At 62.8% G+C, this 23,349-nt stretch carries 24 protein-coding genes and 1 pseudogene; 13 read left to right on the forward strand and 12 right to left on the reverse strand.

What is annotated here, in order from left to right; genetic code table 11:
* Window positions 1-68: 68 nt before the first annotated feature.
* Both FJ959_RS24675 and FJ959_RS24680 read right to left on the reverse strand, forming a co-directional pair.
* Window positions 69-857 (reverse strand): SDR family oxidoreductase, encoded by a 789-nt coding sequence (locus tag FJ959_RS24675; protein ID WP_140632626.1) that lies wholly within the window; start codon window positions 855-857, stop codon window positions 69-71.
* Window positions 854-1,612 (reverse strand): FadR/GntR family transcriptional regulator, encoded by a 759-nt coding sequence (locus tag FJ959_RS24680; protein WP_140513598.1) that lies wholly within the window; start codon window positions 1,610-1,612, stop codon window positions 854-856. The genes FJ959_RS24675 and FJ959_RS24680 overlap by 4 nt, the downstream gene beginning before the upstream one ends.
* A 133-nt stretch (window positions 1,613-1,745) precedes the next feature.
* On the opposite strand from FJ959_RS24680, the gene FJ959_RS24685 reads away from it, so the two are divergent.
* Genes FJ959_RS24685 through FJ959_RS24700 form a run of 4 tightly spaced genes read left to right on the forward strand, consistent with a single transcriptional unit; the run spans window position 1,746 to window position 4,982 of the window.
* Entirely contained in the window at window positions 1,746-2,885 is a 1,140-nt protein-coding gene (locus FJ959_RS24685; protein ID WP_224518899.1) for a mandelate racemase/muconate lactonizing enzyme family protein, read from the forward strand.
* Between the two features lie 52 nt (window positions 2,886-2,937).
* Window positions 2,938-3,804 (forward strand): DUF6772 family protein, encoded by an 867-nt coding sequence (locus FJ959_RS24690; RefSeq protein WP_140632677.1) that lies wholly within the window; start codon window positions 2,938-2,940, stop codon window positions 3,802-3,804.
* Complete coding sequence (locus FJ959_RS24695) at window positions 3,804-4,139, forward strand: hypothetical protein (protein ID WP_140496164.1); 336 nt, start codon at window positions 3,804-3,806, stop codon at window positions 4,137-4,139. The genes FJ959_RS24690 and FJ959_RS24695 overlap by 1 nt, the downstream gene beginning before the upstream one ends.
* 54 nt (window positions 4,140-4,193) lie before the next feature.
* The gene (locus FJ959_RS24700) at window positions 4,194-4,982 is read left to right on the forward strand and encodes an SDR family oxidoreductase (protein ID WP_140632632.1); all 789 of its coding nucleotides are present in this window, start codon (window positions 4,194-4,196) and stop codon (window positions 4,980-4,982) included.
* A 141-nt stretch (window positions 4,983-5,123) separates the two neighbouring features.
* Here the strand turns inward: FJ959_RS24700 and FJ959_RS24705 are convergent, their stop codons facing one another.
* The 5 genes from FJ959_RS24705 to FJ959_RS24730 form a co-directional block, all read right to left on the reverse strand.
* Window positions 5,124-5,426 (reverse strand): DUF982 domain-containing protein, encoded by a 303-nt coding sequence (locus FJ959_RS24705; RefSeq protein WP_140496450.1) that lies wholly within the window; start codon window positions 5,424-5,426, stop codon window positions 5,124-5,126.
* 687 nt (window positions 5,427-6,113) lie between these two features.
* On the reverse strand, window positions 6,114-6,578 hold the full coding sequence (locus tag FJ959_RS24715) for an Hsp20 family protein (RefSeq protein ID WP_140632635.1): 465 nt from the start codon (window positions 6,576-6,578) through the stop codon (window positions 6,114-6,116).
* A gap of 354 nt (window positions 6,579-6,932) precedes the next feature.
* On the reverse strand, window positions 6,933-8,702 hold the full coding sequence (locus FJ959_RS24720) for a thiamine pyrophosphate-dependent enzyme (RefSeq protein WP_140632638.1): 1,770 nt from the start codon (window positions 8,700-8,702) through the stop codon (window positions 6,933-6,935).
* 49 nt (window positions 8,703-8,751) lie between these two features.
* Window positions 8,752-9,192 carry a DUF2267 domain-containing protein gene (locus tag FJ959_RS24725; RefSeq protein WP_140560359.1) on the reverse strand — a complete coding sequence of 147 codons (441 nt, stop codon included), beginning with the start codon at window positions 9,190-9,192 and terminating at the stop codon, window positions 8,752-8,754.
* 147 nt (window positions 9,193-9,339) lie between these two features.
* Entirely contained in the window at window positions 9,340-9,942 is a 603-nt protein-coding gene (locus FJ959_RS24730) for an alpha-ketoglutarate-dependent dioxygenase AlkB (RefSeq protein ID WP_140560360.1), read from the reverse strand.
* 164 nt (window positions 9,943-10,106) lie between these two features.
* Between FJ959_RS24730 and FJ959_RS24735 the strand changes: the two genes are divergently transcribed.
* From FJ959_RS24735 to FJ959_RS24755, 5 genes are all read left to right on the forward strand, one after another.
* Window positions 10,107-12,494, forward strand: a complete 2,388-nt coding sequence (locus FJ959_RS24735) for a phosphoketolase family protein (RefSeq protein WP_140632680.1) — start codon at window positions 10,107-10,109, stop codon at window positions 12,492-12,494.
* Between the two features lie 18 nt (window positions 12,495-12,512).
* Window positions 12,513-13,703, forward strand: coding sequence for an acetate/propionate family kinase (locus FJ959_RS24740; protein ID WP_348641485.1), 1,191 nt, complete (start codon window positions 12,513-12,515; stop codon window positions 13,701-13,703).
* 106 nt (window positions 13,704-13,809) lie between these two features.
* Window positions 13,810-14,268 carry a DUF2231 domain-containing protein gene (locus tag FJ959_RS24745; RefSeq protein ID WP_140632641.1) on the forward strand — a complete coding sequence of 153 codons (459 nt, stop codon included), beginning with the start codon at window positions 13,810-13,812 and terminating at the stop codon, window positions 14,266-14,268.
* Complete coding sequence (locus tag FJ959_RS24750; protein ID WP_140632644.1) at window positions 14,255-15,601, forward strand: sorbosone dehydrogenase family protein; 1,347 nt, start codon at window positions 14,255-14,257, stop codon at window positions 15,599-15,601. The genes FJ959_RS24745 and FJ959_RS24750 overlap by 14 nt, the downstream gene beginning before the upstream one ends.
* 173 nt (window positions 15,602-15,774) lie before the next feature.
* Window positions 15,775-15,972: a hypothetical protein gene (locus tag FJ959_RS24755; protein ID WP_140496155.1), complete on the forward strand. Its 198-nt coding sequence runs from the start codon at window positions 15,775-15,777 to the stop codon at window positions 15,970-15,972.
* Between the two features lie 99 nt (window positions 15,973-16,071).
* On the opposite strand, the pseudogene FJ959_RS24760 reads toward FJ959_RS24755, so the two are convergent.
* A pseudogene (locus FJ959_RS24760) lies at window positions 16,072-17,774 on the reverse strand (HAD family hydrolase).
* A gap of 269 nt (window positions 17,775-18,043) precedes the next feature.
* On the opposite strand from FJ959_RS24760, the gene FJ959_RS24765 reads away from it, so the two are divergent.
* Window positions 18,044-18,853 (forward strand): nucleotidyltransferase family protein, encoded by an 810-nt coding sequence (locus FJ959_RS24765; RefSeq protein ID WP_140496153.1) that lies wholly within the window; start codon window positions 18,044-18,046, stop codon window positions 18,851-18,853.
* Window positions 18,846-19,595 carry a metallophosphoesterase gene (locus FJ959_RS24770; protein WP_140632647.1) on the forward strand — a complete coding sequence of 250 codons (750 nt, stop codon included), beginning with the start codon at window positions 18,846-18,848 and terminating at the stop codon, window positions 19,593-19,595. The genes FJ959_RS24765 and FJ959_RS24770 overlap by 8 nt, the downstream gene beginning before the upstream one ends.
* A 24-nt stretch (window positions 19,596-19,619) precedes the next feature.
* Here the strand turns inward: FJ959_RS24770 and FJ959_RS24775 are convergent, their stop codons facing one another.
* Window positions 19,620-19,805 (reverse strand): hypothetical protein, encoded by a 186-nt coding sequence (locus FJ959_RS24775; RefSeq protein ID WP_140496151.1) that lies wholly within the window; start codon window positions 19,803-19,805, stop codon window positions 19,620-19,622.
* Window positions 19,806-20,007: 202 nt separating this feature from the next.
* On the opposite strand from FJ959_RS24775, the gene FJ959_RS24780 reads away from it, so the two are divergent.
* Window positions 20,008-20,181, forward strand: a complete 174-nt coding sequence (locus FJ959_RS24780) for a hypothetical protein (RefSeq protein ID WP_140496150.1) — start codon at window positions 20,008-20,010, stop codon at window positions 20,179-20,181.
* Window positions 20,182-20,302: 121 nt separating this feature from the next.
* The gene (locus tag FJ959_RS24785) at window positions 20,303-20,740 is read left to right on the forward strand and encodes a CBS domain-containing protein (RefSeq protein ID WP_140632650.1); all 438 of its coding nucleotides are present in this window, start codon (window positions 20,303-20,305) and stop codon (window positions 20,738-20,740) included.
* Between the two features lie 54 nt (window positions 20,741-20,794).
* Here FJ959_RS24785 and FJ959_RS24790 read toward each other — a convergent pair whose 3' ends face one another.
* From FJ959_RS24790 to FJ959_RS24800, 3 genes are all read right to left on the reverse strand, one after another.
* Window positions 20,795-21,985, reverse strand: coding sequence for an NADH-quinone oxidoreductase subunit D (locus tag FJ959_RS24790; RefSeq protein ID WP_140513582.1), 1,191 nt, complete (start codon window positions 21,983-21,985; stop codon window positions 20,795-20,797).
* A gap of 77 nt (window positions 21,986-22,062) precedes the next feature.
* A complete protein-coding gene (locus tag FJ959_RS24795; RefSeq protein ID WP_140513581.1) occupies window positions 22,063-22,449 on the reverse strand; it encodes a hypothetical protein in 387 nt (128 codons plus the stop codon).
* 162 nt (window positions 22,450-22,611) lie between these two features.
* Window positions 22,612-23,325, reverse strand: coding sequence for an MgtC/SapB family protein (locus tag FJ959_RS24800; protein WP_181171972.1), 714 nt, complete (start codon window positions 23,323-23,325; stop codon window positions 22,612-22,614).
* Window positions 23,326-23,349 lie beyond the last annotated feature (24 nt).

A 23,349-nucleotide genomic window follows, 5' to 3' on the forward strand; every position in this document is an offset into this window, starting at 1 on the left:
GAAACGCCGATGGTCCAATCAACAACTGCGGGCGCGCAACGAACGGGCCGGCAGGCGGCGGCGACTTGTCATGCCGTTGTCCCCGGCAGCGCGCCGGGCGCGTCGCCGATCGTCCAACCGCCGTCAACGGGCAGGTCAGCCCCGGTAATGTAGCCGGCGGCGTCGCTGCACAGAAAAACGAAGGCGCCGACGAGGTCGTCGGCCTGGCCGTGGCGGCCGGCGGGAATCTTCGCGGCGACCGCTTGGCGGAAGGCGGCGTCCCGGTAGCGCTCGGCCGTTGCCTCCGTCTCGATCGCGCCGGGCGATACCACATTCATGGTGACGCCATGCGGCGCAACCTCGCGCGCCAGGGCGCGCACCGCCGTAAGTTGCGCCGCCTTCAGCGAGGCATAGACGATCGTTTCCGCGCGCGGACGCCTCGCCATCACGCTGCCGGTCGCGACCACGCGTCCCCATCCGCGCTTGGCCATGGCGGGAACGAACCGCGTGGCCAAGGTGAGCAGGGCCGTGAAGTTTGCCGCCACATGGGCCTGGATATGCGCTTCGTCGATCTCGCTCCATGCACGGCGCCGCTCGATCGCGCCGTTCGAGACGAGGATGTCGATGGGCCCGGCGCCGGCGGCTTCGTCGGTAAAGGCCGACATTGACTTGCTATCGGTGAAATCGGCCTCGAGAACCGCGGTGCCCGGGCCGATGGCGGCAGCCGTTTCGCGCGCGCCGGCGGCGTCGCCGAAGTGATGCAGCGCGACGCTGGCACCATGCTGCGCCAGGGCGATCGCAACCGCGCGCCCGATGCCGGAGCTGGCGCCGGTCACCAGCGCCCGCCGTCCGGCAAGGGAAAAACGGTCCTTGCTCACGGCGACGGCTCCCCGAGCTTGCCGGCCACCTCGAACGAGGCGATATCGGCCGCGTCGAAATGCTCGTGAATGCGCCGGTCCGCGAGATCGGTGTCGCCCGCCATGATCGCGTCGTAGATCGCCTGGTGCCGTTCGACGGTCGCCCGCCAATCCGCTTCCGTGCGGTTGGAGCGCTGGGAGAACAGTTCAGAAACCTCGCGTTGGACAGACCGCATCCCTTCCATCTGAATACGGATCATGGAGTTGCCCGTGGCCGTCGCGAGGCCGAGGTGGAACAGAATGTCGGCTTGCGTGAAATCGCCAGGCCTGCCGATGCCGGCGTGCATGTCGAGCACGGCCTGGCGCATCATTTCCAGGCCGCGCGGATCGCGGCGCTCGGCGGCCAGCCTGGCTATGCCAACCTCGATGACGCGGCGCATCTCGTTGGCTTCCTGAAGCCGCGTCAGGCTCGAACGGACCGCATAGGCGTAGATGCGCTCCATCGGCTCCCCGCTGAGTGCCTTGGCGCGGGCAACTTTTCCTTGCTGCGTCGAAACGAGGCCGGCGCTGGTCAACTGGCGCAGCGCCTCGCGTGCGATGGGCTTGGAGACGCCGAATTCCCGGGCGATCTCGCCTTCCGGCGGCAGCGCTTCGCCAGGCGCGATGCGTCCGTCGAACAACGCCGCGGCGATCGCATCCGAGACGCCGTCCGCGAGGCGGGAAGGGCTCGCGAGTTTCGCGGAGAAAATCGGCTTGCGTGCTTCGTCCAGGGGCATTCGGAATCCTTTCAGAGCTCACTAGCACGGTTTTCCCGAACATAGCAACTAAGTTTTTTGGTTGCTAAGTTTACAAGTGAAAGCTATGAAGGCGGTGCGAGAGGACCAAGGGAGAAATCTGGAGCCGATGCACGTGAGCGATCCAATCGCGGCGGGGCCGCTGAAGATTGCCGAGGTGATTGCCCATCCCCTCAGCCAGACATTGCCCCGGCCCACGGTCACGTCCTGGGGCGTCTATGAAAAGGTCTCGCTGGTCCTGGTCGAAGTGCGCACGAGCGAGGGCATTGTCGGCGTAGGCGAAACCCTGGCGCGGTTCTCGCCCAAGGCTTATGTCGAGCTGATCGAAAGCTCGCTCAAGCCGCGCCTGCTCGGCCAGGACGCGCGCAACATCGGCGCCCTATGGCAGTCCATGCGCCGCGCGCTTTCGGGCAGGGCGGGCGGCGTGCTGATTGAGGCCATCGCCGGCGTGGACATCGCGCTATGGGATATATTGGGCAAGGCGACCGGACAGCCGATCGCGAAGCTTCTCGGCGGTGTCGGACGCGACCGCATCGACGTCTATGCCGCCGCGGTCAACTGGGTCGACGACGATGCCGCCGACGCTGAACTCGATCGTTATCTCGGCGAGGGCTTTACGCGCATCAAGGTTAAGATGGCGCGGCCCGTGCGCGAAGCCTGCAAACGGATCGAGCGCATCCGCAAGCGCGCCGGCGATGCGATCGGGCTCTGCGTCGATGCGAACTGGGCCTACAATCTGGACGAGGCGGTCGAGGTAGGTCGTGCGCTTTCGGCAAACGGCTATTTCTGGTTCGAGGAGCCGCTGCAACCGGAAAACGAGCAGGGCTACGAGGAACTGCGCCGGCGCTGCGACGTGCCGCTGGCCGCGGGCGAGAGCAATTTCACGTTGGACCAGGCGCAGCGCCTGATCGCCAACCGGACGCTGTCCGTGCTGCAGCCCGACGTGGCGCGCGCGGGCGGCATCTCCGAGACGCGTCGCATGGCCGACTACGCCGCGGCGCATGATGTCCGCTACGCGCCGCATATCGGCATGTCGGGCATCGTCTGCGAGACCGCAAGCGTCCATCTGTCAGCCGCGATGCCGAACTTTGGCGTCATGGAGTGCGAGTGCGACGCCAGCCCGTTCAAGGCCAGCCTGGCCGATCTCGCGCCCGGTTGCGTCAGGCAGAAGAACGGCACGCTCGACGTCCCGCAGAAACCCGGGCTCGGCATCGAGATCGACTGGGACGCCGTCAAGAAACTGAAAGCCGGATGAGGCCGAGATGAAGAACCAGGTTCCAAACCAGGGCGCTGACCTCGCCGAGGCGATGCGGCTGGCGTTGTTGCGCGCGGACCCCGCGCTCAGCCGCTTCGACCCGCTGCCGCGGATATTGTCGTTCGACGATTTCGCGCGCGGCCATTGCGGCTGGTCGCAGCTTGTCGGCAACTATGAGGACGATCTGGACACCATGCTGCCGGGCTACGCGCAGCATACCAGCGCCATGCTGTCGACGCTCGCGCACTGGGACGCCGGCTCACACGGGGGGATGGATTCATCCTATGCGTTGAAGGTTGCGACACGTCCCCTGCCGGGAGCCCGCAACGTCGCCATCAAACGCCACACATTCAGGAAGCGCGGACCGATCCGCTTCGAAATGTATTTCACCTTCAAGCCCGAAGCCAATGCGCTGAAGCTTTCCGAAACCGATGTGCGCTCCGTCGGCTTCCTGTTCGACCTGCAGGGCGGAGATCAGGATGGCAACAGCGATCGGGTCATGCCGCATCTGCGCTTTTTGAACGCGCTCGACGGCCAGCACTTGCAAAAATGGCAATACAAGCGCGAGACCGAGAAGATCATCCCGATCGGCAGCGACGACAAGACGATCAGCCACTATCACCTGTCGCCGGAGGGATGGCTCGACCTTCCCGGCGGATCGCAGCGCCTGTGCTACAACGAGATCCCCACCAAGGTGAACTGGACTTATCTGTGCTTCGATTTCGATCTGGAATCGATGACGGCGCTCGGGCTGCGCTGCAACGATCGCAGCTTCGATCTCTCGGGATTCGATTCGATCCGCATTCCGGCGATGAAGAACCTGTGGTGCATGCTCAATTTCGGCCTCTTCGCTGAAACCGACGTTGCCAAACGGGCCTTCCTCTATGTCGATTCCATCTGCATTTCCGGAGACTTCTGATGCTGCCCGAGAACATCACCGCGGTCGTCTCGCGCAACGAGCGCTGGCGCGGCGAGGCCGCCAGCGAGCCTTACGAGGCAGGATGGGCGCGCGAGGCGATCTTCTTCGTGCGCGCGTTGAAGCAACCTGTCGGCCCTGCGGCAACGGCGTGGATCGAGATCTCGCCGGATGGAATGCACTGGCTGCGCGAAGGCACCGAGTTTGTCATGCCGGCCGAGCGCGACGGCATGGCAATGGCGCGGCTTAGCCATTTTGGCAACTGGCTGCGCGTCGCGGCGCGTTTCGACAGCGGCGCGGAGTGCAGCGTGCTCGTGACGCTGCACCTGAAGGCCTGAACACGCCTCGCCAAACGTTGCCGCCGGCCAACCCTTACTGTTCACGGAGACATCATGATCGACCCTTATGCGACGTTTGCCCAGGACAGTTTTGCCGGCAAGACCGTGCTGGTGACCGGTGCCGCGAGCGGCATGGGTTTCGAGACCGCCCGTGCCTTTCTTTCCAAGGGCGCCGAGGTCGTGATGTGCGACCGCGATACCGAGGGGTTGGCGAAGCGCCATGACGAATTGAGCGGAAGGGCCGGGACCCCACCGCACAAGGTGGTGGCCGACATGGGCGACCCCGACAGCATCGCGCGCATGTTCGACTATTGCGACGCCAAGCTGGCGCGGCTCGACAACGTCGTGACCTGCGCGGCGATCATCACTGCCAAGAGAATCGCGGAGCAGGATTGGGCGCACTGGCAGCGCGTCCTCGGCGTCAATCTGCTGGGCACCTTCTTCACCGTTCAGGGGGCGGTGCAGCGCATGCAAGGCAATGCCGGCGGGGGGAATATCGTGTGCGTGGCCTCCGACGCCGGTGTGCATGGCGGCGGCGGGCTCATCGCCGACACCGCCTATGCGGCGTCCAAGGCCGGCACGCTGTCGCTGGTGAAGTCGGTTGCGCGCGAATTGGCGGGAAAGAAGGTGCGCATCAACGCCCTCAATCCGGGGCCGACCGATTCGCCGATGCATTCCCATATCGACCAGGCTCTCAAGGACCGCATCGCGGCCAATTTGCCGATGCGCCGCATGGGCCGGCCCGACGACATGGCCGCCGCGATCCTATTCCTTTGCTCGGACGCCGCGAGCTTCGTCTATGGCGCGGCGCTCGACGTTGATGGCGGCTCGATGTTCCGCTGACCGGCACCGCCAAGCATGGTGACCGGCGTTAGCACCGGTCACCGCGCCCTGCCGGCGGCACGACCTACGGAATTAGGCGCTCTCCATGACTTTGCTCGGAACCTGACATACTTGAAACCGAAGGTTCGGCGAACGTTCTCCTCAGGCGGAAATGCCGCCTCTGCCCGTCTTGATCCCCGCCATCCAGGGTATGGAGGTCGAGACGTCTTCAAGGATCCTGGCCGAGCGCGCAAAGCCGGCAAAAGCATCGCGTGCCAGCGAGGCTGGGACATGGCCGTCATAGGCGCGTTGACACGCGCGCAGGGCGGTTTCGAAAATCGGGCCTCTGCGGTTCCGGGGCCAATTCTGCAGAAACTCGAATGCATCTTCGAGGCACGCTACTTCCTCGATCATGAAATCCCCGTTCTTCACCAGAACAGGCTGCTCGAACATTTTGTCATTCATGAACTTCCTCCATTGGCTGGATGCTTTTGAGGGGTTGGCCCCAACCCCTTCATTGGGGCAGTTCATCGTTTCACGAGACGCCGAACTGCTCTAACTGTTTGTTTCTACGTAATTTCCACGGAAAAAGCGGTATGCGCTTTTCCCGGGATTGCTCTAGGCTGCTTCAGGTTCCGGCAGGGAAAATGCCCCGCCACCGCCTGCCCTCGGCGGGATCGCCGCGCAGACCGGGCTCGGAGGTGGATCGTCATCATCGTCTTCACCTCGGATGCCCGCGATCCAGCGGGACCAACTCCCTCGACGGAAGCGGCCGAAAGAACGCCGCTGGGACCGAGACGCCGCCCTGTGCGGCGGATGCCCTTGCTCGCGCTCATCCAGTGCCTTCAGCGCGCGAAGGATCTCATCCACATTCATGACCGAGCCGTCATCCAGCCTGCGCAGCGACGGAGCGTCGTCAACCGCATGCGCGTCCGAGGCCCATGAGGCAAGCAAGGCACGCTTCGCCTCAAGGCTCATAGTTGAGCAGTTGAGAACGTCGCCGGGGTTTTTCGGCACCGGCGAGACGTCGATGCGGGTCGGTTTTCTTGTGCCGGCTTGAAGAAAGATATCAGCTTCGCTTCTCATCTCCGTTCTCCGCAATCTTGGCTTCCCGGCGTTGCCGGGAGGCGGACCGCAGGTTGTTGCGACATTCTATGCCGCCTTGCGCGACACATCCTGGCTTATCGACTTCGTTGTATTTTCAGGGCCGCGGACGCCAATCTCGATGCGACGCGGCTTGAGTTCTTCGGGCACCTCACGCACGAGCTCGATGGCGAGCAAACCGCAGTTCAGCGTCGCAGCCTTCACCCTTACGTGGTCGGCCAGCCTGAAGGCCTGTCTGAAATTACCTATCGCAAGGCCTTGGTGGAGAACTTGCCGCTGTTCTGGATCTGGCTTCTTGCGTCCGGTAACGCACAGTTCGGCGCCGTTCTGCACGAGTTCGAGCTCGTCCAGGTCGTAGCCTGCTACCGCCATGGTGATGCGGTAATTGTTCTCATTATTCTTTTCAATGTTGTAGGGAGGCCAGTCCGAGCGAATGCTGCTGTCGAGCATGTCGAAAAGACGGTCGAAGCCGACCGTCGTGCGGTAAAGGGGTGCAAAATCCACGCTTCTCATATCCATATCCTCCGAAAAGCAACATGGGACGCCGCGGGTGTCGCGACGCCTTTTTCATCGAGCCGAAGCCTCGACGCGAAACGATCTGGGAACGGCCAGAAATCTCTTCAAGAGGGGTCCCAAAAATTTTTTGATGCTAAGTTGCCATGCAAGAACAGTGGCTTGCGGTAGTTTTGCCGCACGACCCTTTCACTCTTGCAACAGCAGGATCTGCCCCGAAGCGGTACATGGCCCGAGACTTCCGCGATGGTCGGGGCGCCGATACCGATCCCACGGACTCGGTAGAAGTATCCCTATGCAGTGTCGCCGCGCACGTCGCCATCCGTCGCGGACGTGGGGCGAGATCGGCTGTGCCTACGCTTCCTCGGAAACTTCGTTCATCATGGACTTCAGCGGCTCCTCGCCGACATTGTCCTCGATCTGGTCGTGTCCAGGCGTGTCCGGCAGCGCCTTGCGGAAATTCCTCGCATAATCCGGCGGCATCCTGGGCGGCATCATTGGCTCATAGGCGTCCACGACGGCCTCGATGATCACCGGTCCCTGCGTGGCGAAGGCCGCCTCAAGCACGCCCTCGACCTCTTCCGGCCGCGAGACGCTGTAGCCGATGCCGCCCATGGCCTCGGCGGCCATGGCGAAATCGATGGGCTGCAGCTCGCAGCCGAATTGCGGATTGCCAAGGAACATCATCTGCTCCCAGGCGATCTGGTTCAGCATGCCGTTCTTGAGCACGAGGACCTTGAGGGGAATGCCGTGCCGTACCGCAGTCGAGAATTCGCCGAGTTGCATGGCAAGCCCACCATCCCCAACCACTGCGAAGATAGGGCGCCCCGGAAAGGCAATGCCGGCGGCAATCGCATAGGGAAGGCCGCAGGCCATAGAGGCGAGCGCTCCAGAAACCCCGAATGCCTGTCCGGCCTTCATGTCGATGTGCCTGGCAGCCATCTCGGTATTCTGTCCTGAATCGGCTGCCAGGATCGCGTTCTCAGGCATACGCCTGCCGAATGCCTTGACCACGAGTTGCGGCTTCAGCGGCACATCCGGCTTGGCTTCGGATAATGCCATTGCATCGCGCCAGCGGGTCATTTCCTGCCGCGCCTTTCCCAGGAAGGAGCGGTCGCTCTTGCGCTCGAGGCGTTCGTTGAGAAGACGCAAGGTTTCGGCGGCATCGCCTACGAGCCCTGCCTCGACGGGATACCGCAGGCCGATCCTCTGCGCGTCACGGTCGATCTGGACGCCGCGCGCCTTGCCAGGTTCGGGATAGTATTCGATGTAGGGGAACGTCGATCCGACAATCAGCAGGGCGTCGCATTCGCTCAGCGCATCCTGCGAGGCGCGGGTGCCGAGAATGCCGATGCCGCCGGTCGTATTCGGATGGTCGTCGGGCAGCACGGCTTTGCCGAGCAGCGCCTTGGCGACGGGCGCCGCCAGCAGGTCCGACGCGCGCTCAAGTTCTTCGCGCGCGCCGAGTGCGCCGCGTCCGGCCAGGATAGCGACTTTTTTCGCCGCATTGAGAATCTTAACCGCCTGGTCGAGCTGGTCGGCAGCCGGAAGCCGGCTGCCTTCGAACCATCGATCGGGGGTGTGCGAGGGCCGGTTTCGCTTCGAGCGGTCTGCCTCGGGCAACTCGTTTTCCTGTACATCGCTGGCAATCGACAGATGGGCGACGCCGCGCCGGGCAAGAGCCGAGCGGCAGGCGAGACTGGCCAGGTTTTCCATATGGGCGGCATCGGAGACCTGCGCGTTGAAGATCGCGACGTCGTTGAAGGCGCGGGTCAGGTCGACGTCCTGCTGCGTAAAAGTCTCGATAAGGTCGTGGAACTGCATGCCGGTGATGGCAAGCACGGGAGCCTGGTCGAGCTTGGCGTCATAGAGGCCGGTAAGGAGGTGTGTGCCCCCCGGTCCCGAGGTGGCCAGGCAGACGCCCAACCTGCCGGTCCATTTGGCATAGGCGCACGCCATGAAGGCGGCAGATTCTTCGTGCCTGACCTGGACGAACCGGATGCGGTCCTGACGGGTGCGCAACGCCTCCATGATGCCGTTTATGCCGTCGCCCGGCAGGCCGAAGACGACCTCCACTTTCCAGTTGATCAGCGTGTCGACGAGGATTTCGGCGGCATTGGGCATGGCGGATTTCCTTTATTGAGCACGCCGCCCTCTCGAACCGAGAGGAGGTTCAGTGTTTCGTATCGGGATCGGGACAGAGCTGCCGTACGTCCTCAGGCAGCGAGGCGCGGACCTTTCTGATCTGACCAGGGTCGATATGATGAAAGAGGACCTTGAAGACCGATTGAACCGCGGCTTTCGGGTCGACGGGACGCGTATCGTTCATGCCCTGCTCAACGGGGCCGAGAAACTCTTCAAGAGAACGGCTCTTTTGCGGCAGGCGTGACGGCTCGAACTGCTCATAGTAGGTGCCGCGCACGAGCAGCGGCAACTGCGCTCCAAGATGCGAAGCCATGTCGACCGGCAGCCGGTCCCTGACGGTGCGCAGGACGACGCCGAGCAGGTGCCAAGCGAACTGGCGATCCTGTCCGTGGTCGGCCATGATCTCGTCCAGCCAGACGTTGGTGGTGTGGGTGGTCTTGTCGAAAATCTCGAGTCCGGTAGCGCTCATCGCCGCCTCCTCAATCGAATCGCTCACCCGCAAAACCCGTCGGCAAAACCATCGGTGGCAGGGAAAGTTTCATGCCGGGCCGAAATTTCTTCGCTTCGGCAGTTCACGCGAGATGCTGCACCGGCTGTCGCAGTCGCTGTCCGACGATCACAACGGCCGGAGCGTCCGCAACGTGATCGAATAGCGATGCTCTTTCACCGGCGGTATGCTGTGCTCCCACTCGGTCCGGGCGGCCCCAGCCATCAGATATGCGGACCTCGGCTCGACCGTGACGGTTTCGCGGTCCCATTTCGCACCGTTCCTGCGGCGCAGGCGGAAACTGCAAGCAGCCAACAGCGACACTCCGGCGACAATGCCGAAGTGCGGCTTGTCGCTATGCCATCCGATGCCGGCGCCCGGTCGATATTCGTTGATCAGGACCTGCACGAAATCGGTGGCAGGCAGGCCGGCAAAGCCGGCTACCTTGTCCCTCAAGGGCAGCAAGAAACCTGGTATGGGCGGCGCCTCCATCACCTGGCGCCGCTCATAGTCGTAGCGCAGGCCGAAGCCTGCCACGCGTCTGTTCGCGAGATAGCCGTGGAAATCGAATGGCTGGAAGGACAGGCTCTCGAGCTCCCGCACCAGTTCAGCTTCCTGCGCCGGCGTGATCAGTTCGGGCAGGTAACGAAATCCTTCCGGCAAGCTGTCGGGCGCACCAAAGAGGTCGTCCTGGCGAGGGTCCGTGGGATTGCTGGATCGGGGCGATGGCATCGCCTTTAGATGGTGAAATCCGCGGCTGAGGCAAGATTTCCCCGGCCGGCTGTGGGGGGCGGCTCGCATTTGATGGGAACCTCGACTTCGCTGTCGGATTATTCAATGCGGGCGGCACGCATCGTATTTCAACCAGCTTTGCCAAGGAGAAACTCGTGCGGGCAATGCGTAGCCGGCCTGAACAAGGAGAGCTCGATCTCATCGACCGTTATTGGCGGGCGGCGAATTTTCTGTCGGTCGGACAGATCTATCTGATCGACAATCCGCTGCTGAAGGAGCCGTTGCGGCCGGAGCACATCAAACCTCGCCTGCTTGGCCACTGGGGGACCACGCCCGGGCTGAATTTCATCTACGTCCATCTCAATCGCATCATCAGGCAGCGTGATGCCGACGTGATCTACATTTGCGGCCCAGGCCATGGTGGACCGGGGATGGTCGCCAATACCTATCTCGAAGGGACCTACAGCGAAATCTATCCCGAGGTCAGTCGCGACGAGGATGGGCTGCGCAAGCTCTTTCGCCAATTCTCCTTTCCGGGCGGCATCCCGAGCCATGCCGCCGCGGAAACGCCGGGGTCGATCCATGAGGGCGGCGAACTCGGCTATGCGATGGCTCACGCCTATGGCGCCGCGTTTGACAACCCGGACCTCGTCGTGGCCTGCGTGATCGGCGACGGCGAGGCGGAAACGGGGGCGCTGGCAGCCTCCTGGCATTCGAACAAATTCCTCAATCCGGTCCATGACGGCGCTGTCCTGCCGATCCTTCATCTCAACGGCTACAAGATCGCGAATCCGACGGTGCTCGCCCGGATCGACGCGCAGGAGTTGCGAAGCTTGCTGGCTGGATATGGCTATGAACCTTTTTTCGTCGAAGGCGACGAACCGCGGGCGATGCACCGGCTGATGGCCGAAACGCTCGATACTGTCTTCGATCGGATCGATGAAATCCAGAAGGAAGCGCGCGAGACCGGCAGAGTGGATCATCGGCCCCGCTGGCCGATGATCGTGCTGAGAAGCCCGAAGGGCTGGACCGGCCCGAAGGAGCTGGATGGCAAGAAGGTCGAGGGTTTCTGGCGCGCGCACCAGGTGCCGATCACCGACCCGCGAAACGATGCAGGCCATCTCGCAGCTCTGGAAAATTGGATGCGCGGCTATCGGCCCGAGACGCTTTTCGATGAAGCGGGCAGGTTTCGAAACGAGCTACAGGCCCTGGCGCCGGACGGCGAGCGGCGCATGGGCAGCAATCCACATGCCAATGGAGGGATGCTCAAGCAGGAGTTGCGATTGCCGGATTTCCGCCACTTCGGGGTCGCGGTCCCGAAACCCGGCGGCGCAAGGGCCGAGGCGACGAAGCTCATGGGAGCGTTCATGGAGGAGGTCATACGGCTGAATGCCGATGCCCGCAATTTCAGGCTCATGGGACCGGACGAGACATCGTCCAACAGGCTGGATGCGGTCTTCGACGCGACCGAGCGCGTCTGGATGGAAAAGATCGAGCCTTATGACGAGCATCTGGCGCGCGACGGCCGCGTCATGGAGGTGCTGAGCGAACATCTTTGCCAAGGCTGGCTGGAAGGATACCTGCTGACCGGCCGGCACGGCCTCTTCTCATGCTACGAGGCGTTCATCCACATAGTCGATTCCATGTTCAACCAGCACGCCAAATGGCTGAAGGTCTCGCGTGAACTTGTCTGGCGGCGGCCGATCGCGTCGCTCAACTATCTGTTGACCTCCCATGTGTGGAGGCAGGACCACAATGGTTTCAGCCACCAGGATCCCGGCTTCGTCGATCTCGTCGCCAACAAGAAGGCGGACATCGTGCGCATCTACTTCCCGCCGGATGCCAATACGCTGCTCTGGGTCACGGATCACTGCCTGCGAACCTACAATCGGGTCAACGTGATCGTTGCCGGCAAGCAGCCGGCTTCCCAGTGGCTGCCGATGGACGACGCCATACGTCATTGCGAGGCCGGCATCGGGATCTGGGATTGGGCGGGAACCGAGCGTGGAGGGGAGGATCCCGACGTGGTGATGGCCTGCGCGGGAGACGTGCCGACGCTGGAGACGCTCGCCGCTGTCGACCTTCTTCGCCAGGCGATACCGGATCTCGCGATACGCGTCGTCAATGTAATGGACCTGATGGCGCTGCAACCCAAGGAGCAGCACCCCCACGGCCTGGCGGACGCGGAATTCGACAGGCTGTTCACGACCGCCAGACCGGTGGTCTTCGCCTACCACGGCTATCCCTATCTCATTCACCGGCTGACCTACAAACGGGCCAATCACGACAACTTCCACGTTCGCGGCTACAAAGAAGAGGGCACGACGACCACGCCCTTCGACATGGCGGTGCTCAACGAACTGGACCGTTTTCACCTAGCCATCGAGGCGATCGACCGGGTGCCGGGGCTGAGCGCCAGGGCAGCCGATGCGAGGGCCCGATTTGCCGACGGCCTGAACGAGCACACGCGCTATGTTCGCGAACATGGCGAGGACATGCCCGAGATCCGGAACTGGGCCTGGCGCGACAAAGCGGGCGCGGCGGATGGTTAAGGCTGTGCCCGCCGGGGAGTGCCGCTCGTGACCAGCGCAATACTCGCCCTCAATGCAGGCTCGTCCAGCCTGAAGTTCGGCCTGTTCGAAGCCGGATCACAGGAGGGGCCGGTGCTCACGGTGAGCGGTGCGTGCGAAGACTTGGATGACGAGCCAAGCCTCGTCGCCAAGGACGCGTCGGGCAAATCCATCTTCAAACGCGCCGTCAAGCCCGCAAGCCCGCCCGTAGAGGTTCTCCTGCGGGACTTGTTCGATGTCCTCGATCCGTATCTTGCGCAGGCTCCGCTGAGCGCGGTCGGCCATCGCATCGTCCATGGTGGCAAGCGGTTTTCGACTCCGGTCCTGCTGACCGGCGAGATCGTCGAGGCGCTCGACGCGCTGACGCCGATGGCACCGCTCCACCAGCCGGCCGGCCTGGCGCCGGTTCGTGCGATCTCCAAACTGCTGCCCGGCCTACCCCAGATCGGTTGCTTCGACACCGCCTTTCACCGCACGCTGGAGCCGCCCGTCAACCGCTATGCGCTGCCGCGCGAGTTCGAGGAAAGCGGGATCCGCCGTTACGGCTTCCACGGCCTTTCCTACGAATTCGTCGCAGGCCAGCTGCAGGCGCTTTCGCCCGGACTCCGGGGCAAGCGTTGCGTGGTCGCGCATCTCGGCAGCGGATGCAGCCTGTGCGCCATGCGCGAAGGCAGAAGTCTCGACACCACCATGGGGTTCACCGCGCTTGACGGGTTGATGATGGCCACGCGGCCGGGCGCCATCGACCCCGGCGTGCTTCTCTACCTTCAGCAGGCGCGCGGCATGTCCGTGAAAGAGTTGGAGACCTTGCTCTATCACAAGTCCGGCCTGCTCGGCGTTTCGGGAGTGTCGGCAGATGTGCGGACCTTGCTTGGCAGCAAGGATCCTCGTGCGGCGGAGGCGATCGATCTCTTCACGTTTCGGATCGCCCGCGAGATCGCGGCGATGGGAGCCACGCTCCAGGGTATCGAGGCGCTGGTGTTCACGGGAGTGATCGGAGAGCATTCCTGGCAGATCCGTGAAGCGGTTTGCGAGCGCCTGCGATGGCTGGACGTGTTGCTCGACGCGAATGCAAACCGGTCGGGAAAAGGGCGGATCACCGGCGAGGGCAGCGCGGTCGATGTTTACGCAATCGCCACTAACGAAGAATTGATCATCGCCCGCCAGGTGCTGGCGATCGTGCCGATCTGACCGCTGAACTCGGTCCGCGGCGACCCGCCGGGACCATCAGGCAGGAACCTCCGGCCTTGGGGATTGTTTATGGGCCAACCAAGAGTTGATATGGAAGGACTTCCTCATGGCAAGGGAGAATCCGGCTTCCACGGCCAGCATCGCCGGCCATCCCATCCATCCGATGCTCGTGCCCATTCCCATCGCCTGCTTCGTCGGCGCATTGCTGACGGACCTGAACTACTGGCGGACGGCGGAGATGATGTGGGCGAATTTCTCCGCCTGGCTGCTGACGGTCGGGGTGATCGTCGGCGTCCTAGCCGCCATTGCCGGCTTCACCGACTTCCTGGGCGATCGCCGGGTGCGCGCACATAAAACCGCGTGGCTGCACATGCTGGGCAATGCGGTGGCGGTCATACTGTCCTTCTTCAACATGCTCATACATACCCGTGATGCCTGGACCTCGGTGATGCCGACAGGCCTTATCCTGTCGGCGCTGGTGGTACTCATCCTGATATTCACCGGCTGGCTGGGCTGGGCCCTTGTCTACCGCCACCACGTGGGAGTGGCCGATGAAACCGTTTGATCGATCCGGCAAGCGACGCGCTTATGGTACAGGGCTTGCGTTCCTTTGCTTTGCGACGCTCGGCGCCGCGGGCTGCAGCAACGATGCCGCCGACCCAAGCACTCAGATAGGCCCCAACCCGAATTTGCCGGAGATAAAGCAATATCTGTTCCCGCCGATGCATCTTGCATCCGTGGTCGGCTGGAAGAAGGATGAAACGCCGACGGTAGCGCAGGGCCTGCAGATCCATGCGCTGGCGACCGGGCTTCAGCATCCGCGCTCGCTCTACATCCTGCCGAACGGCGATGTGCTGGTCGTCGAATCGAAGGCCCCGCCGGAACCGCCAGCCAAACGGCCGAAGGATATCGTGATGGGCCTAATCGAATCGCTTGTCACCTCGGGCGGCGATACGGGACGGAGCAACCGCATCACCTTGCTGCGTGACAGCAATGGCGACGGCGTGCCTGACGTCCGGGATGTGTTCCTCGATCACCTGAATTCGCCCTTCGGCGTCGCCCTGGTGGGAAACGACCTCTACGTTGCCAACACCGACGCGATCATGCGCTATCCCTACAGGCCAGGCGACACCAAGATCACCGCGCCGGGCGTCAGGTTAACGGAATTGCCGGGCGGTCCGATCGATCATCATTGGACCAAAAGCCTCGCCGCCAGTCCGGACGGGTCGTTGCTCTATGTCGGCGTCGGTTCGAACAGCAACATCACCGAAAACGGCATCGGCGCGGAAAAGGACCGCGCCGCAATCTGGCAGGTGGACAGGGCCACCGGACGATCGCGCATTTTTGCCAGCGGATTGCGCAATCCGAACGGCTTGAGCTTCGAGCCGCAGACGGGAGCACTCTGGACCGTCGTCAACGAGCGCGATGAACTCGGACCAAATCTAGTGCCGGACTACATGACATCGGTGAAGGACGGCGGCTTCTACGGCTGGCCGTACAGCTATTACGGCCAGCATGTCGATCCCCGGGTAATGCCGCAGCGCCCGGATCTGGTCGCCAAGGCGATCGTTCCCGATTATGCGCTGAGTTCGCATGTGGCACCGTTGGGCATGGCTTTCTACACCGGAACCAGCCTGCCGCAGATATATCGGGGCGGCGCCTTTGTCGGCGAGCACGGCAGCTGGGACCGTCCCGGGCTGAATGGCTACAAAGTCGTCTTCGTGCCGTTCAGCGGTGGCCGCCCCAGCGGCATGGCTCAAGACGTCGTCACAGGTTTCCTCAACGACCAGGAGGAGGCGCGTGGTCGGCCGGTCGGCGTTGCCATCGACAAAACCGGAGCGCTGCTGATCGCGGACGATGTCGGAAACACAGTGTGGCGCGTCACACCCTCGGGGTGATGATCGCTGCTTCAGGCATGTCGCTCTCCCGCCGGTCGGCATCAAGCTCGGTCCGCCTTCGTCCCTTTGGCAGGATGTCACGAAATATTACGTGAGGGAACGTCGGCGCCGAAATCTGCATTCTCCGGGGGAGACGACCGTCGTCTCGAAGTTGGATTGAAAGGAGAATTACCATGCCCAATCAAGGTGGTAGCCACGAGCAACATGTGAAGGCGGGCCAGCAGAGCCACAAGAACACGGAAAACAAGAACCGCCAGCAGCAACAGGCCGCAGGTAACAATGAGCGGCAACAGGGCGACGGCTCCAACATGCGGGGCGGCTCGCACGAACAACATGTAAGAGCGGGCCAACAGAGCCACAAAAACCGCTAGGCATTTTAGCCAGGCGCGCTGACGCTCGCTCCGTATCATGACATGAGAGAGGTCCATCCCGAGGAATCGGGATGGGCTTGTGTCTACCCCGGCTCAAGGTCAGTCCGCGGGAGCAGTGTAACGGCGGCCAATGGCCTCGGCGATGGCCGCGCGGCTCTCCTGCATGTCCGTGCCGGTATCCGTTTCTATGTCCGCCACCTCGTCGGCGAGGTTCTTGTCCTTGATCTTGCTGCGGAACCATTTCGAATAGTCGCCGGCGCGCAGGTGATGTTCCCAGGTGCGATCGTCGATGCCTTCTGCGATGTGAAGGAACATCATCAGGTTCTGCGCTTTCAGGTTAAGCGCTCCGTCCGGCCCCCGGAAATAGAAGCTGTTGTCGCCAAGGTCGCCCTCGGCATATTTGCGCATGTGCCGCTTGCGAACCTGGCGGGGCCGTTCGACCTTGACCGTCCTGATCGGCTCGCCCGATGATCGTTTCCAAAACAGGACTTCGTCCTTTGGCGGCGGCACGGCGCCGTCGGGGACGTCGATGCCGGTGGCGGCACAGAAGCTTGCGACGATCTTGTCGGCTTCCGGTCCAAGCGCCAGGACGGTTCGACGCCAGCCAGGACGTCGCGCGAAACCAGATCGGGGTGCACGGTGATCAGGATGGTCGCGGGGAGGCTCTTGGGCAGCGCGAAAGACGCGCCGTCACGGGCCTGGGGCAAGAGATGATGCGCCTCATCGATGATCAGCCAATGCGGTCGGCCGGTGCGCGCGCGAATGCTGGCCATGTCCGGCAGCAGCTTGGCAAAATTGCCGGGCCGTTCGGCGGTCTTCAGCCCCAGCATGTTGACAGCGACATTGTTGGTTGGCTTGGACAGAAGATCGAAGACCTCACGCGAGATCGGCGGGGTCTTGGCGTCGCCAACCACCACCACATTCTCGAGTTCCTGATAGTCGCCTTCGGGGTCGAGAACGCAAAACTGAAAACCCTTCTCGACAAAGCGCTCGGTCAACGCGGTGGCAAGCGTGGATTTGCCGATACCGGATGTGCCGGCCAGCAGCACGCCGCCGCCATGCGGTGAAAGGTGCACCTGCGCGCCCGATATGTCGGTTCCCACTTCCACATGTTGGCGAGCCGTCTCCACGAAGCCGGCATCGCGCGATATGAGCTGTTCGATCAGTTCCACCACGCCGGCACCTCGAGGGCTGGCTGTGACGAAATCCGCCGTCTCCTTAACGGTCGGCAATGCGTTGGCTACGGCGACGCCGAAGCCGACGGCGCGCAGGAATGCATGGTCGTTCTCGGCATCGCCGACACCGACGACGTTGTGGGCGGAAAACCCCAATTCCTCGAGTGCGCAGGCAAGGCCGGTGGCCTTGTTGACCCCGCTTGGCAGCACCATCACCGCGCCCTTGTTGAAGATGATCTCGAGCTCAAGTCCAAGCTCCTTGATCTCCGACAGCACGGCGGTTTCCTGTGGTTCCCAGGTGGCCACGACGCAGCGTCCGACCGACAGGGGCGCGACCCCGCGACGCTTCAGCCGGTCGACGAATTCAGCCGGGGGCGCCGGCGCCAAAAGCCGCTCCTTCTTCGAAGCGGGCGTATAGATCAACGCGCCGTTTTCGGCGACCACCCTGTCGAAGATGTCGAGTGCCGGAAAGACCCGCTCGAGATCGGCAAGCTCGCGGCCGGTCACCATGATCAGCTTGCGGCCCGTCTGCTTCAGCCGTTCGAGCGCAGCATAGGTCGCATCGGAGACGACCCCGTCTTCGGCGAGCGTGCCGTCATAGTCTGTCGCTAGGGCAAGAACATACATCCTGGATATCGTCTGCGCTTGAAACCAGACACCCCGATCGCCCGAAGGCAGCTTCGGCTGTCCGGGCTAACGATGCCGAATGGCGATGGTTCCATGCAGGGAAACGGCCCATGCAACCATATTGAAACCCAGGACTCTGCGGGTAATTTTGCCCGTCGCGCCCGATTTCCTTCAGGCCGCAACGCGACCATGGCGGAACCAGGCAGGGTTCCCGCTGTTAACAACGCGGGCGATCAATCGGTTGCCGATGTGTGGGAGCCATGCGTGCCATGATCAACGATCCGTTGCCGGGAACTGTTCCGGCATCCCTTCCCGCGATCGACGCAAAGGCCGCCCCGACGCTCAAGAACGCCGAGGCGGAGGTGTTCTATACCGAAGCCATTCGCGAACTCGCCGCCACCGACATTCCTTTCCTTGTCGCCGGAACCTACGCGGTAAGCGCCTACACCGGCGTCATCCGTCAGACCAAGGATCTCGATATCTTCTGCAAGGCAGGCGACTTCTCGCGCATCCTGGCCCATTTCAAGCAGCTCGGCTACGCGGTCGAAATCGAGGACGACCGGTGGCTTGGAAAGGTCTTCAAGGGCACGCATTTCTTCGACATCATATTCGCCTCGGCGAATGGAACGATGCCGGTAAGCGACCAGTGGATGGAGCATGCCCGCCAAACCGAACTGCTGGGAAGCCGGGTGAGGATCGTCGGCCCGACCGAGCTCATATGGTCCAAATGCTTCATCCAGGACCGAGGGCGTCATGACGGGGCGGACATCGCCCATACGATCCTCAAGGCGCAGGACCAGATCGACTGGCACAGGCTGCTCTCCTACCTGGAAGTCCACTGGGAAGTGCTGCTGATGCAGATTCTCAGTTTCAGATGGATCTATCCGAGCGAGCGCGACCGCATCCCCACATGGCTGCTTGACGAACTGCTCGACCGCCTTGCCAAGCAGCGCCAATTGCCTTCCCCCAGAATGAAGATCTGCCGCGGGCGCCTGCTTTCGCAGACCGATTACGAAATCGACGTCAAGGAATGGGGCTTCGCCGGCGTCGGCGGTACAGGAGAATTTCGTGATGGCTGAACGGACCGAAGACGCTCCGGCGATGGAGGGCACCGCCACGATCAAGGTGGCGGCCGTTGGCGACCTGCATGTGAAGGAGGACGCCCAGACATCGTATCGCGATCTCTTCGGCGAAATGTCGCGCGAGGCCGATATCCTCGTTCTTCCAGGCGATCTGACCAATCTGGGCAAGCCCCGCGAAGCCGAGATCCTCGCCGAAGACCTGCGCGCCTGCTCTATCCCGGTGGTCGGCGTGCTCGGCAACCATGATTATGAATCCGGTGCGGTCGAGGACGTCGCGGAAATCCTGCGTCAAGCGGGCGTCCATCTCCTCGACGGGCAGACGACCGAAATAGAGGAGGTCGGTTTTGTCGGCGTGAAAGGGTTCGTCGGGGGGTTCGGTTCACGCATGCTCGGCTACTTCGGCGAGCCGGCCATCAAGTCGATGGTCGCCGAGAGCGTCAGCGAGGCCATGCGGCTTGAGAACGCGATGCGCCAGGTTCGCGCAAAACGCACGCTTGTCATTTTGCACTACGCTCCGATCGTCGAGACCATCGCCGGCGAACCCCTGGAGATATTTCCGTTTCTGGGCTCGTCGCGGCTGGCGGAAACGATCGACCGGTTCCAGGTCAGTGCTGTCGTGCACGGCCATGCGCATCGGGGAAGCTATGAGGGCCGCACGCCCGGCGGGGCGAGGGTCTACAACGTCGCCATGCACGTTTCCAAACCGACCGGCCGACCCTATGCCTTGCTTGAAATCTGACGGAGTCGGACGCCGTCCCGACGGTCAGCTTACCGCTTTGATAGATTTTGCCAGTTCTTCGAGCTTGTGCGGATCGTTGCCGTGACGGCGCACGAGCTCGCGTGCCTGATTGGACGGCAGATCGGCTGTCGCCACCAGTTGCCGGACCTGTTCACTGTCGACCGCGACTTGGGGCAAGTTGCTGCCGGAAATTCTCTCGTCACCAGCCATCGTCTTTCTCCTCGATCGATGCCGAGACAACGGATTGGAAAACCGTCCGGTTCCGAAAGACGGGGCTGAAGTCGACCGGCGGATCCGATCGGCAGCGCGCCGTCTCGATCCGTGGCGGCAAGGCCGGAGGCGACCGCGAATTGGCGATGGAACAAATGACGCCGGCCAGGAGTTGCGTCCCGAATGAAGGGAGGTGATCCCGATGCCAAACCCAGGAAAACCAGATCCCAATCGCGACGTGCCGATGCCGGCGCCGACCTGGAAGCCCGAACCGATCGAGGAGCCTGATCCGGAACAACTCCCGGACGAGACGCCTCTGCCCAATCCCGACGAGAACGAAGAATCGCCGATGCATGCCGGGAGCCGCGTCGTCTGAACGTGCGACGCATGAGATCCCGATCCCGTGGCAATGGAACGTCTTGGGCCGGCGCCATTGTCCCCCCATCGTGTTTCCATCGCAGCAACGGCAAGGGGCGCTTCAACCAAAGGAGAACATCATGAAAGTTGGCAACTGCATGACGCAAGGCGTTCAGGTCGCCAGTCCGGACCAGACCCTGCGGGAGGCCGCCGCCGCCATGGCCAGCCTCGATGCCGGCGCTCTGCCCGTAGGCGAGGACGACCGGCTGGTCGGAATGATCACTGATCGCGACATCGCCGTCCGTGGCGTCGCCCAGGGTAGGGGCCCGGATACGCGGATACGCGAAGTGATGAGTGCCGAGATCAGGTACTGTTACGACGACGAGGAGATCGAAGACGTGCTCCAGCAGATGGGGGACCTTCAGGTTAGACGGCTGCCGGTGATCAGCCGTGAAAAACGGCTGGTTGGCATCATCTCGCTTGGCGATCTCACGAAGAATGGCGAGGCCGCACGAGCCGGCGAAGCGCTGAACGGCATCTCACAGCCAGGCGGCGCGCATTCGCAGACGGCACACTGACCATCGATGACAGGGCGAGAGCGCTGCCCGCGCCCAGCGGGCGGCGACGGCGGTTCAGCGATCGATCTCTCCAAAGACGATGTCGAGAGAGCCGATGATCGCCGAGACGTCGGCGATCATGTGCCCCCGGGACAGATAGTCCATCGCCTGCAGATGTGCGAAGGACGGCGCGCGAATCTTGCACCGGTAAGGAACATTGCCCCCATCCGAAACCAGATAGACGCCGAACTCGCCTTTCGGCGCCTCGACGGCGGCATAGACCTCGCCCTCGGGCACGTGATGGCCTTCGGTGTAAAGCTTGAAATGGTGAATGGTCGCTTCCATGGAGCGTTTCATCTCCGCGCGGCGTGGCGGCGTGATCTTCCGGTTGGGAATTGCGACCGGTCCTTGGCCTTGCGGCGACCGTAGCTTGTCAAGACATTGCCTCATGATCCGGACCGACTGGCGCATCTCCTCCATTCGCACGAGGTAGCGGTCATAGCAGTCGCCGTTCTTGCCGATGGGAATATCGAATTCCATCTGCGGGTAGGATTCGTAAGGCTGCGCCTTGCGCAAATCCCATGCCGCGCCCGACCCACGCACCATTACGCCCGAAAACCCCCAAGCCCAGGCATCGTCGAGACCGATGACGCCGACGTCGACATTGCGTTGCTTGAAGATGCGGTTTTCGGTGAGCAGTTCTTCGAGATTGTCGCAGACCTTGAGGAACGGGTCGCAGAAATCCCAGATATCGTCCAACAGGTCCGGGGGAAGATCCTGATGTACGCCGCCGACCCTGAAATAGTTGGCGTGCATGCGGGCGCCCGATGCCCGTTCATAAAACACCATCAGTTTCTCGCGTTCGGCGAAACCCCAGAGCGGCGGCGTGAGGGCGCCGATATCCATTGCCTGCGTGGTGACATTGAGCAGATGGGACAGCAGCCGGCCGATCTCGCAATACAGCACGCGAATGAGCTGGCCGCGCTGTGGAACCGAGATCCCGAGCAGCTTCTCCGCCGCCAGGCAGAAGGCGTGCTCCTGATTCATCGGCGCCACATAGTCGAGCCTGTCGAAATAGGGCAGGGCCTGCAGGTAGTTCTTGTACTCGATCAACTTCTCCGTGCCTCGATGCAGCAGCCCGATATGCGGATCGACGCGTTCGACGACTTCGCCGTCGAGTTCGAGCACCAGCCGCAGGACGCCATGCGCCGCGGGGTGCTGCGGCCCGAAGTTTATCGTGAAATTGCGGACCGTCGCGTCAGCCATGACGCCCTCCTTCGACCGTTGCCGCCTGGTACCGGGAATGGGACATCCGCCGAAGCACCGGGTTCTGCCCCACGCCGTCAGGTCGTGGTCTGGATGATCAGCGTCAGCGTGCCGTCGCCGTCAATGTTGGCCGCCACCACTTCGGAGGCATCAAGTCCATTCGCGGCCAGGACCGAGGAAGCTTCCGGCGATGCGCTGACCGAACGCTGCAGGACGTGAAGGTCTTCCTGGCTGGTCTGGGCAACCACGGTCTCGACCTTGGCCTTGAGGTCGGGTGGCAAGTCCGCCAATGCGACGATGGCTATGTTGGTGAATGTCTGTCCGGTGATGCCCTGGTCGGGGCCGGTCTGACCTGGCACGGCTTCCGGTGCCGGTGCGTCCGGGGGAAGGGGTGCGTTTTGGGACTGAGCATGGGCAGGCAAAGCCAGAGTGAGTGCCGCCAGGATGATGATTGCCTTGTTCATGATATCTTCCTTCCTTGTTCGAGGAGGGTCGATCGGGATGACGCGCGACAGGGACAGCAAGCCATCGCCTCGAACAGTGTTGCGTGTTCAAAGCGCGAAGTCCGGATTTGTTCCGGCTCCGGTCGAATCCAAGGCAGGGACGAGGACGCATCGCTGCCCTGCCTATGGTCGGGGACCTTTATCGCTGATCGCGTCAAACCGTTCGATGTCGTAGCGCGGACTGATCCGCGCCAGTATCTCGACGGAGGGTTTGGCCGCGTCGGGCTGTTTCCAGCTCAGCTCGAAGGAGAATACGAACCGGCCGCGCTCGATGTCGTGCTGCATTCCGAGAAAGCGCCAGCGATAGCCCAGCGGTTGAACCAGCGCGTCGAGGTCAGGCGGAACGCCGTTCGCCGACGAGATCGCCAGGATCGCATGATGGGTTCGTGGGACCCACAGATCGACCTGCTTCAGCACCTGAAGCGTTATCAACGTCAAAACCGTCCCCGCTGTGCCAAGTGCCAGTTGCCCGCCGCCGAAGGCGAGGCCGATTGCGGTCATGACCCACAAGGTGGCGGCCGTGGTGACACCTGTCACGAAGTCGCCGCGGCGGAGAATGGCTCCGCCGCCAATGAAGCCGACGCCCGTCAGCACGCCCAGCGGAAAACGGAGCACGTCCATCACACTGAACGAATCGGGGCCCTTGCCGCCCACCTCGAGCAGGATATTGGCCTGCATCATCGCTATCGCGGCCGCCAGGCCGACCAGAACGGTTGTTCTGAGCCCGGCGGTGTGGCCGCGGGCTTCCCTGTTCATTCCGATGATCACGCCGGCAACAAAAGCAAGAGCCAGGCGTAGGGCGAGGTCGGTCAAGGTTGGATGAAGCGGCATGGTCATAGCGGGGACGACTCACGCAATGGG

The sequence above is a fragment of the Mesorhizobium sp. B2-2-4 genome (assembly GCF_006442375.1).
In the GTDB taxonomy this organism is placed as follows: Bacteria; Pseudomonadota; Alphaproteobacteria; order Rhizobiales; family Rhizobiaceae; genus Mesorhizobium.

What these genes read in the sequence shown, in the direction of transcription:
- FJ959_RS24680 (WP_140513598.1), bottom strand. Translation starts at nt 1,612, where the DNA reads ATGCCCCTGGACGAAGCACGCAAGCCGATTTTCTCCGCGAAACTCGCG.
- FJ959_RS24690 (WP_140632677.1), top strand. Translation starts at nt 2,938, where the DNA reads ATGCGGCTGGCGTTGTTGCGCGCGGACCCCGCGCTCAGCCGCTTCGAC.
- FJ959_RS24695 (WP_140496164.1), top strand. Translation starts at nt 3,804, where the DNA reads ATGCTGCCCGAGAACATCACCGCGGTCGTCTCGCGCAACGAGCGCTGG.
- FJ959_RS24700 (WP_140632632.1), top strand. Translation starts at nt 4,194, where the DNA reads ATGATCGACCCTTATGCGACGTTTGCCCAGGACAGTTTTGCCGGCAAG.
- FJ959_RS24705 (WP_140496450.1), bottom strand. Translation starts at nt 5,426, where the DNA reads ATGAATGACAAAATGTTCGAGCAGCCTGTTCTGGTGAAGAACGGGGAT.
- FJ959_RS24715 (WP_140632635.1), bottom strand. Translation starts at nt 6,578, where the DNA reads ATGAGAAGCGTGGATTTTGCACCCCTTTACCGCACGACGGTCGGCTTC.
- FJ959_RS24720 (WP_140632638.1), bottom strand. Translation starts at nt 8,702, where the DNA reads ATGCCCAATGCCGCCGAAATCCTCGTCGACACGCTGATCAACTGGAAA.
- FJ959_RS24725 (WP_140560359.1), bottom strand. Translation starts at nt 9,192, where the DNA reads ATGAGCGCTACCGGACTCGAGATTTTCGACAAGACCACCCACACCACC.
- FJ959_RS24730 (WP_140560360.1), bottom strand. Translation starts at nt 9,942, where the DNA reads ATGCCATCGCCCCGATCCAGCAATCCCACGGACCCTCGCCAGGACGAC.
- FJ959_RS24735 (WP_140632680.1), top strand. Translation starts at nt 10,107, where the DNA reads ATGCGTAGCCGGCCTGAACAAGGAGAGCTCGATCTCATCGACCGTTAT.
- FJ959_RS24745 (WP_140632641.1), top strand. Translation starts at nt 13,810, where the DNA reads ATGGCAAGGGAGAATCCGGCTTCCACGGCCAGCATCGCCGGCCATCCC.
- FJ959_RS24750 (WP_140632644.1), top strand. Translation starts at nt 14,255, where the DNA reads ATGAAACCGTTTGATCGATCCGGCAAGCGACGCGCTTATGGTACAGGG.
- FJ959_RS24755 (WP_140496155.1), top strand. Translation starts at nt 15,775, where the DNA reads ATGCCCAATCAAGGTGGTAGCCACGAGCAACATGTGAAGGCGGGCCAG.
- FJ959_RS24765 (WP_140496153.1), top strand. Translation starts at nt 18,044, where the DNA reads ATGATCAACGATCCGTTGCCGGGAACTGTTCCGGCATCCCTTCCCGCG.
- FJ959_RS24770 (WP_140632647.1), top strand. Translation starts at nt 18,846, where the DNA reads ATGGCTGAACGGACCGAAGACGCTCCGGCGATGGAGGGCACCGCCACG.
- FJ959_RS24775 (WP_140496151.1), bottom strand. Translation starts at nt 19,805, where the DNA reads ATGGCTGGTGACGAGAGAATTTCCGGCAGCAACTTGCCCCAAGTCGCG.
- FJ959_RS24780 (WP_140496150.1), top strand. Translation starts at nt 20,008, where the DNA reads ATGCCAAACCCAGGAAAACCAGATCCCAATCGCGACGTGCCGATGCCG.
- FJ959_RS24785 (WP_140632650.1), top strand. Translation starts at nt 20,303, where the DNA reads ATGAAAGTTGGCAACTGCATGACGCAAGGCGTTCAGGTCGCCAGTCCG.
- FJ959_RS24790 (WP_140513582.1), bottom strand. Translation starts at nt 21,985, where the DNA reads ATGGCTGACGCGACGGTCCGCAATTTCACGATAAACTTCGGGCCGCAG.
- FJ959_RS24795 (WP_140513581.1), bottom strand. Translation starts at nt 22,449, where the DNA reads ATGAACAAGGCAATCATCATCCTGGCGGCACTCACTCTGGCTTTGCCT.
- FJ959_RS24800 (WP_181171972.1), bottom strand. Translation starts at nt 23,325, where the DNA reads ATGACCATGCCGCTTCATCCAACCTTGACCGACCTCGCCCTACGCCTG.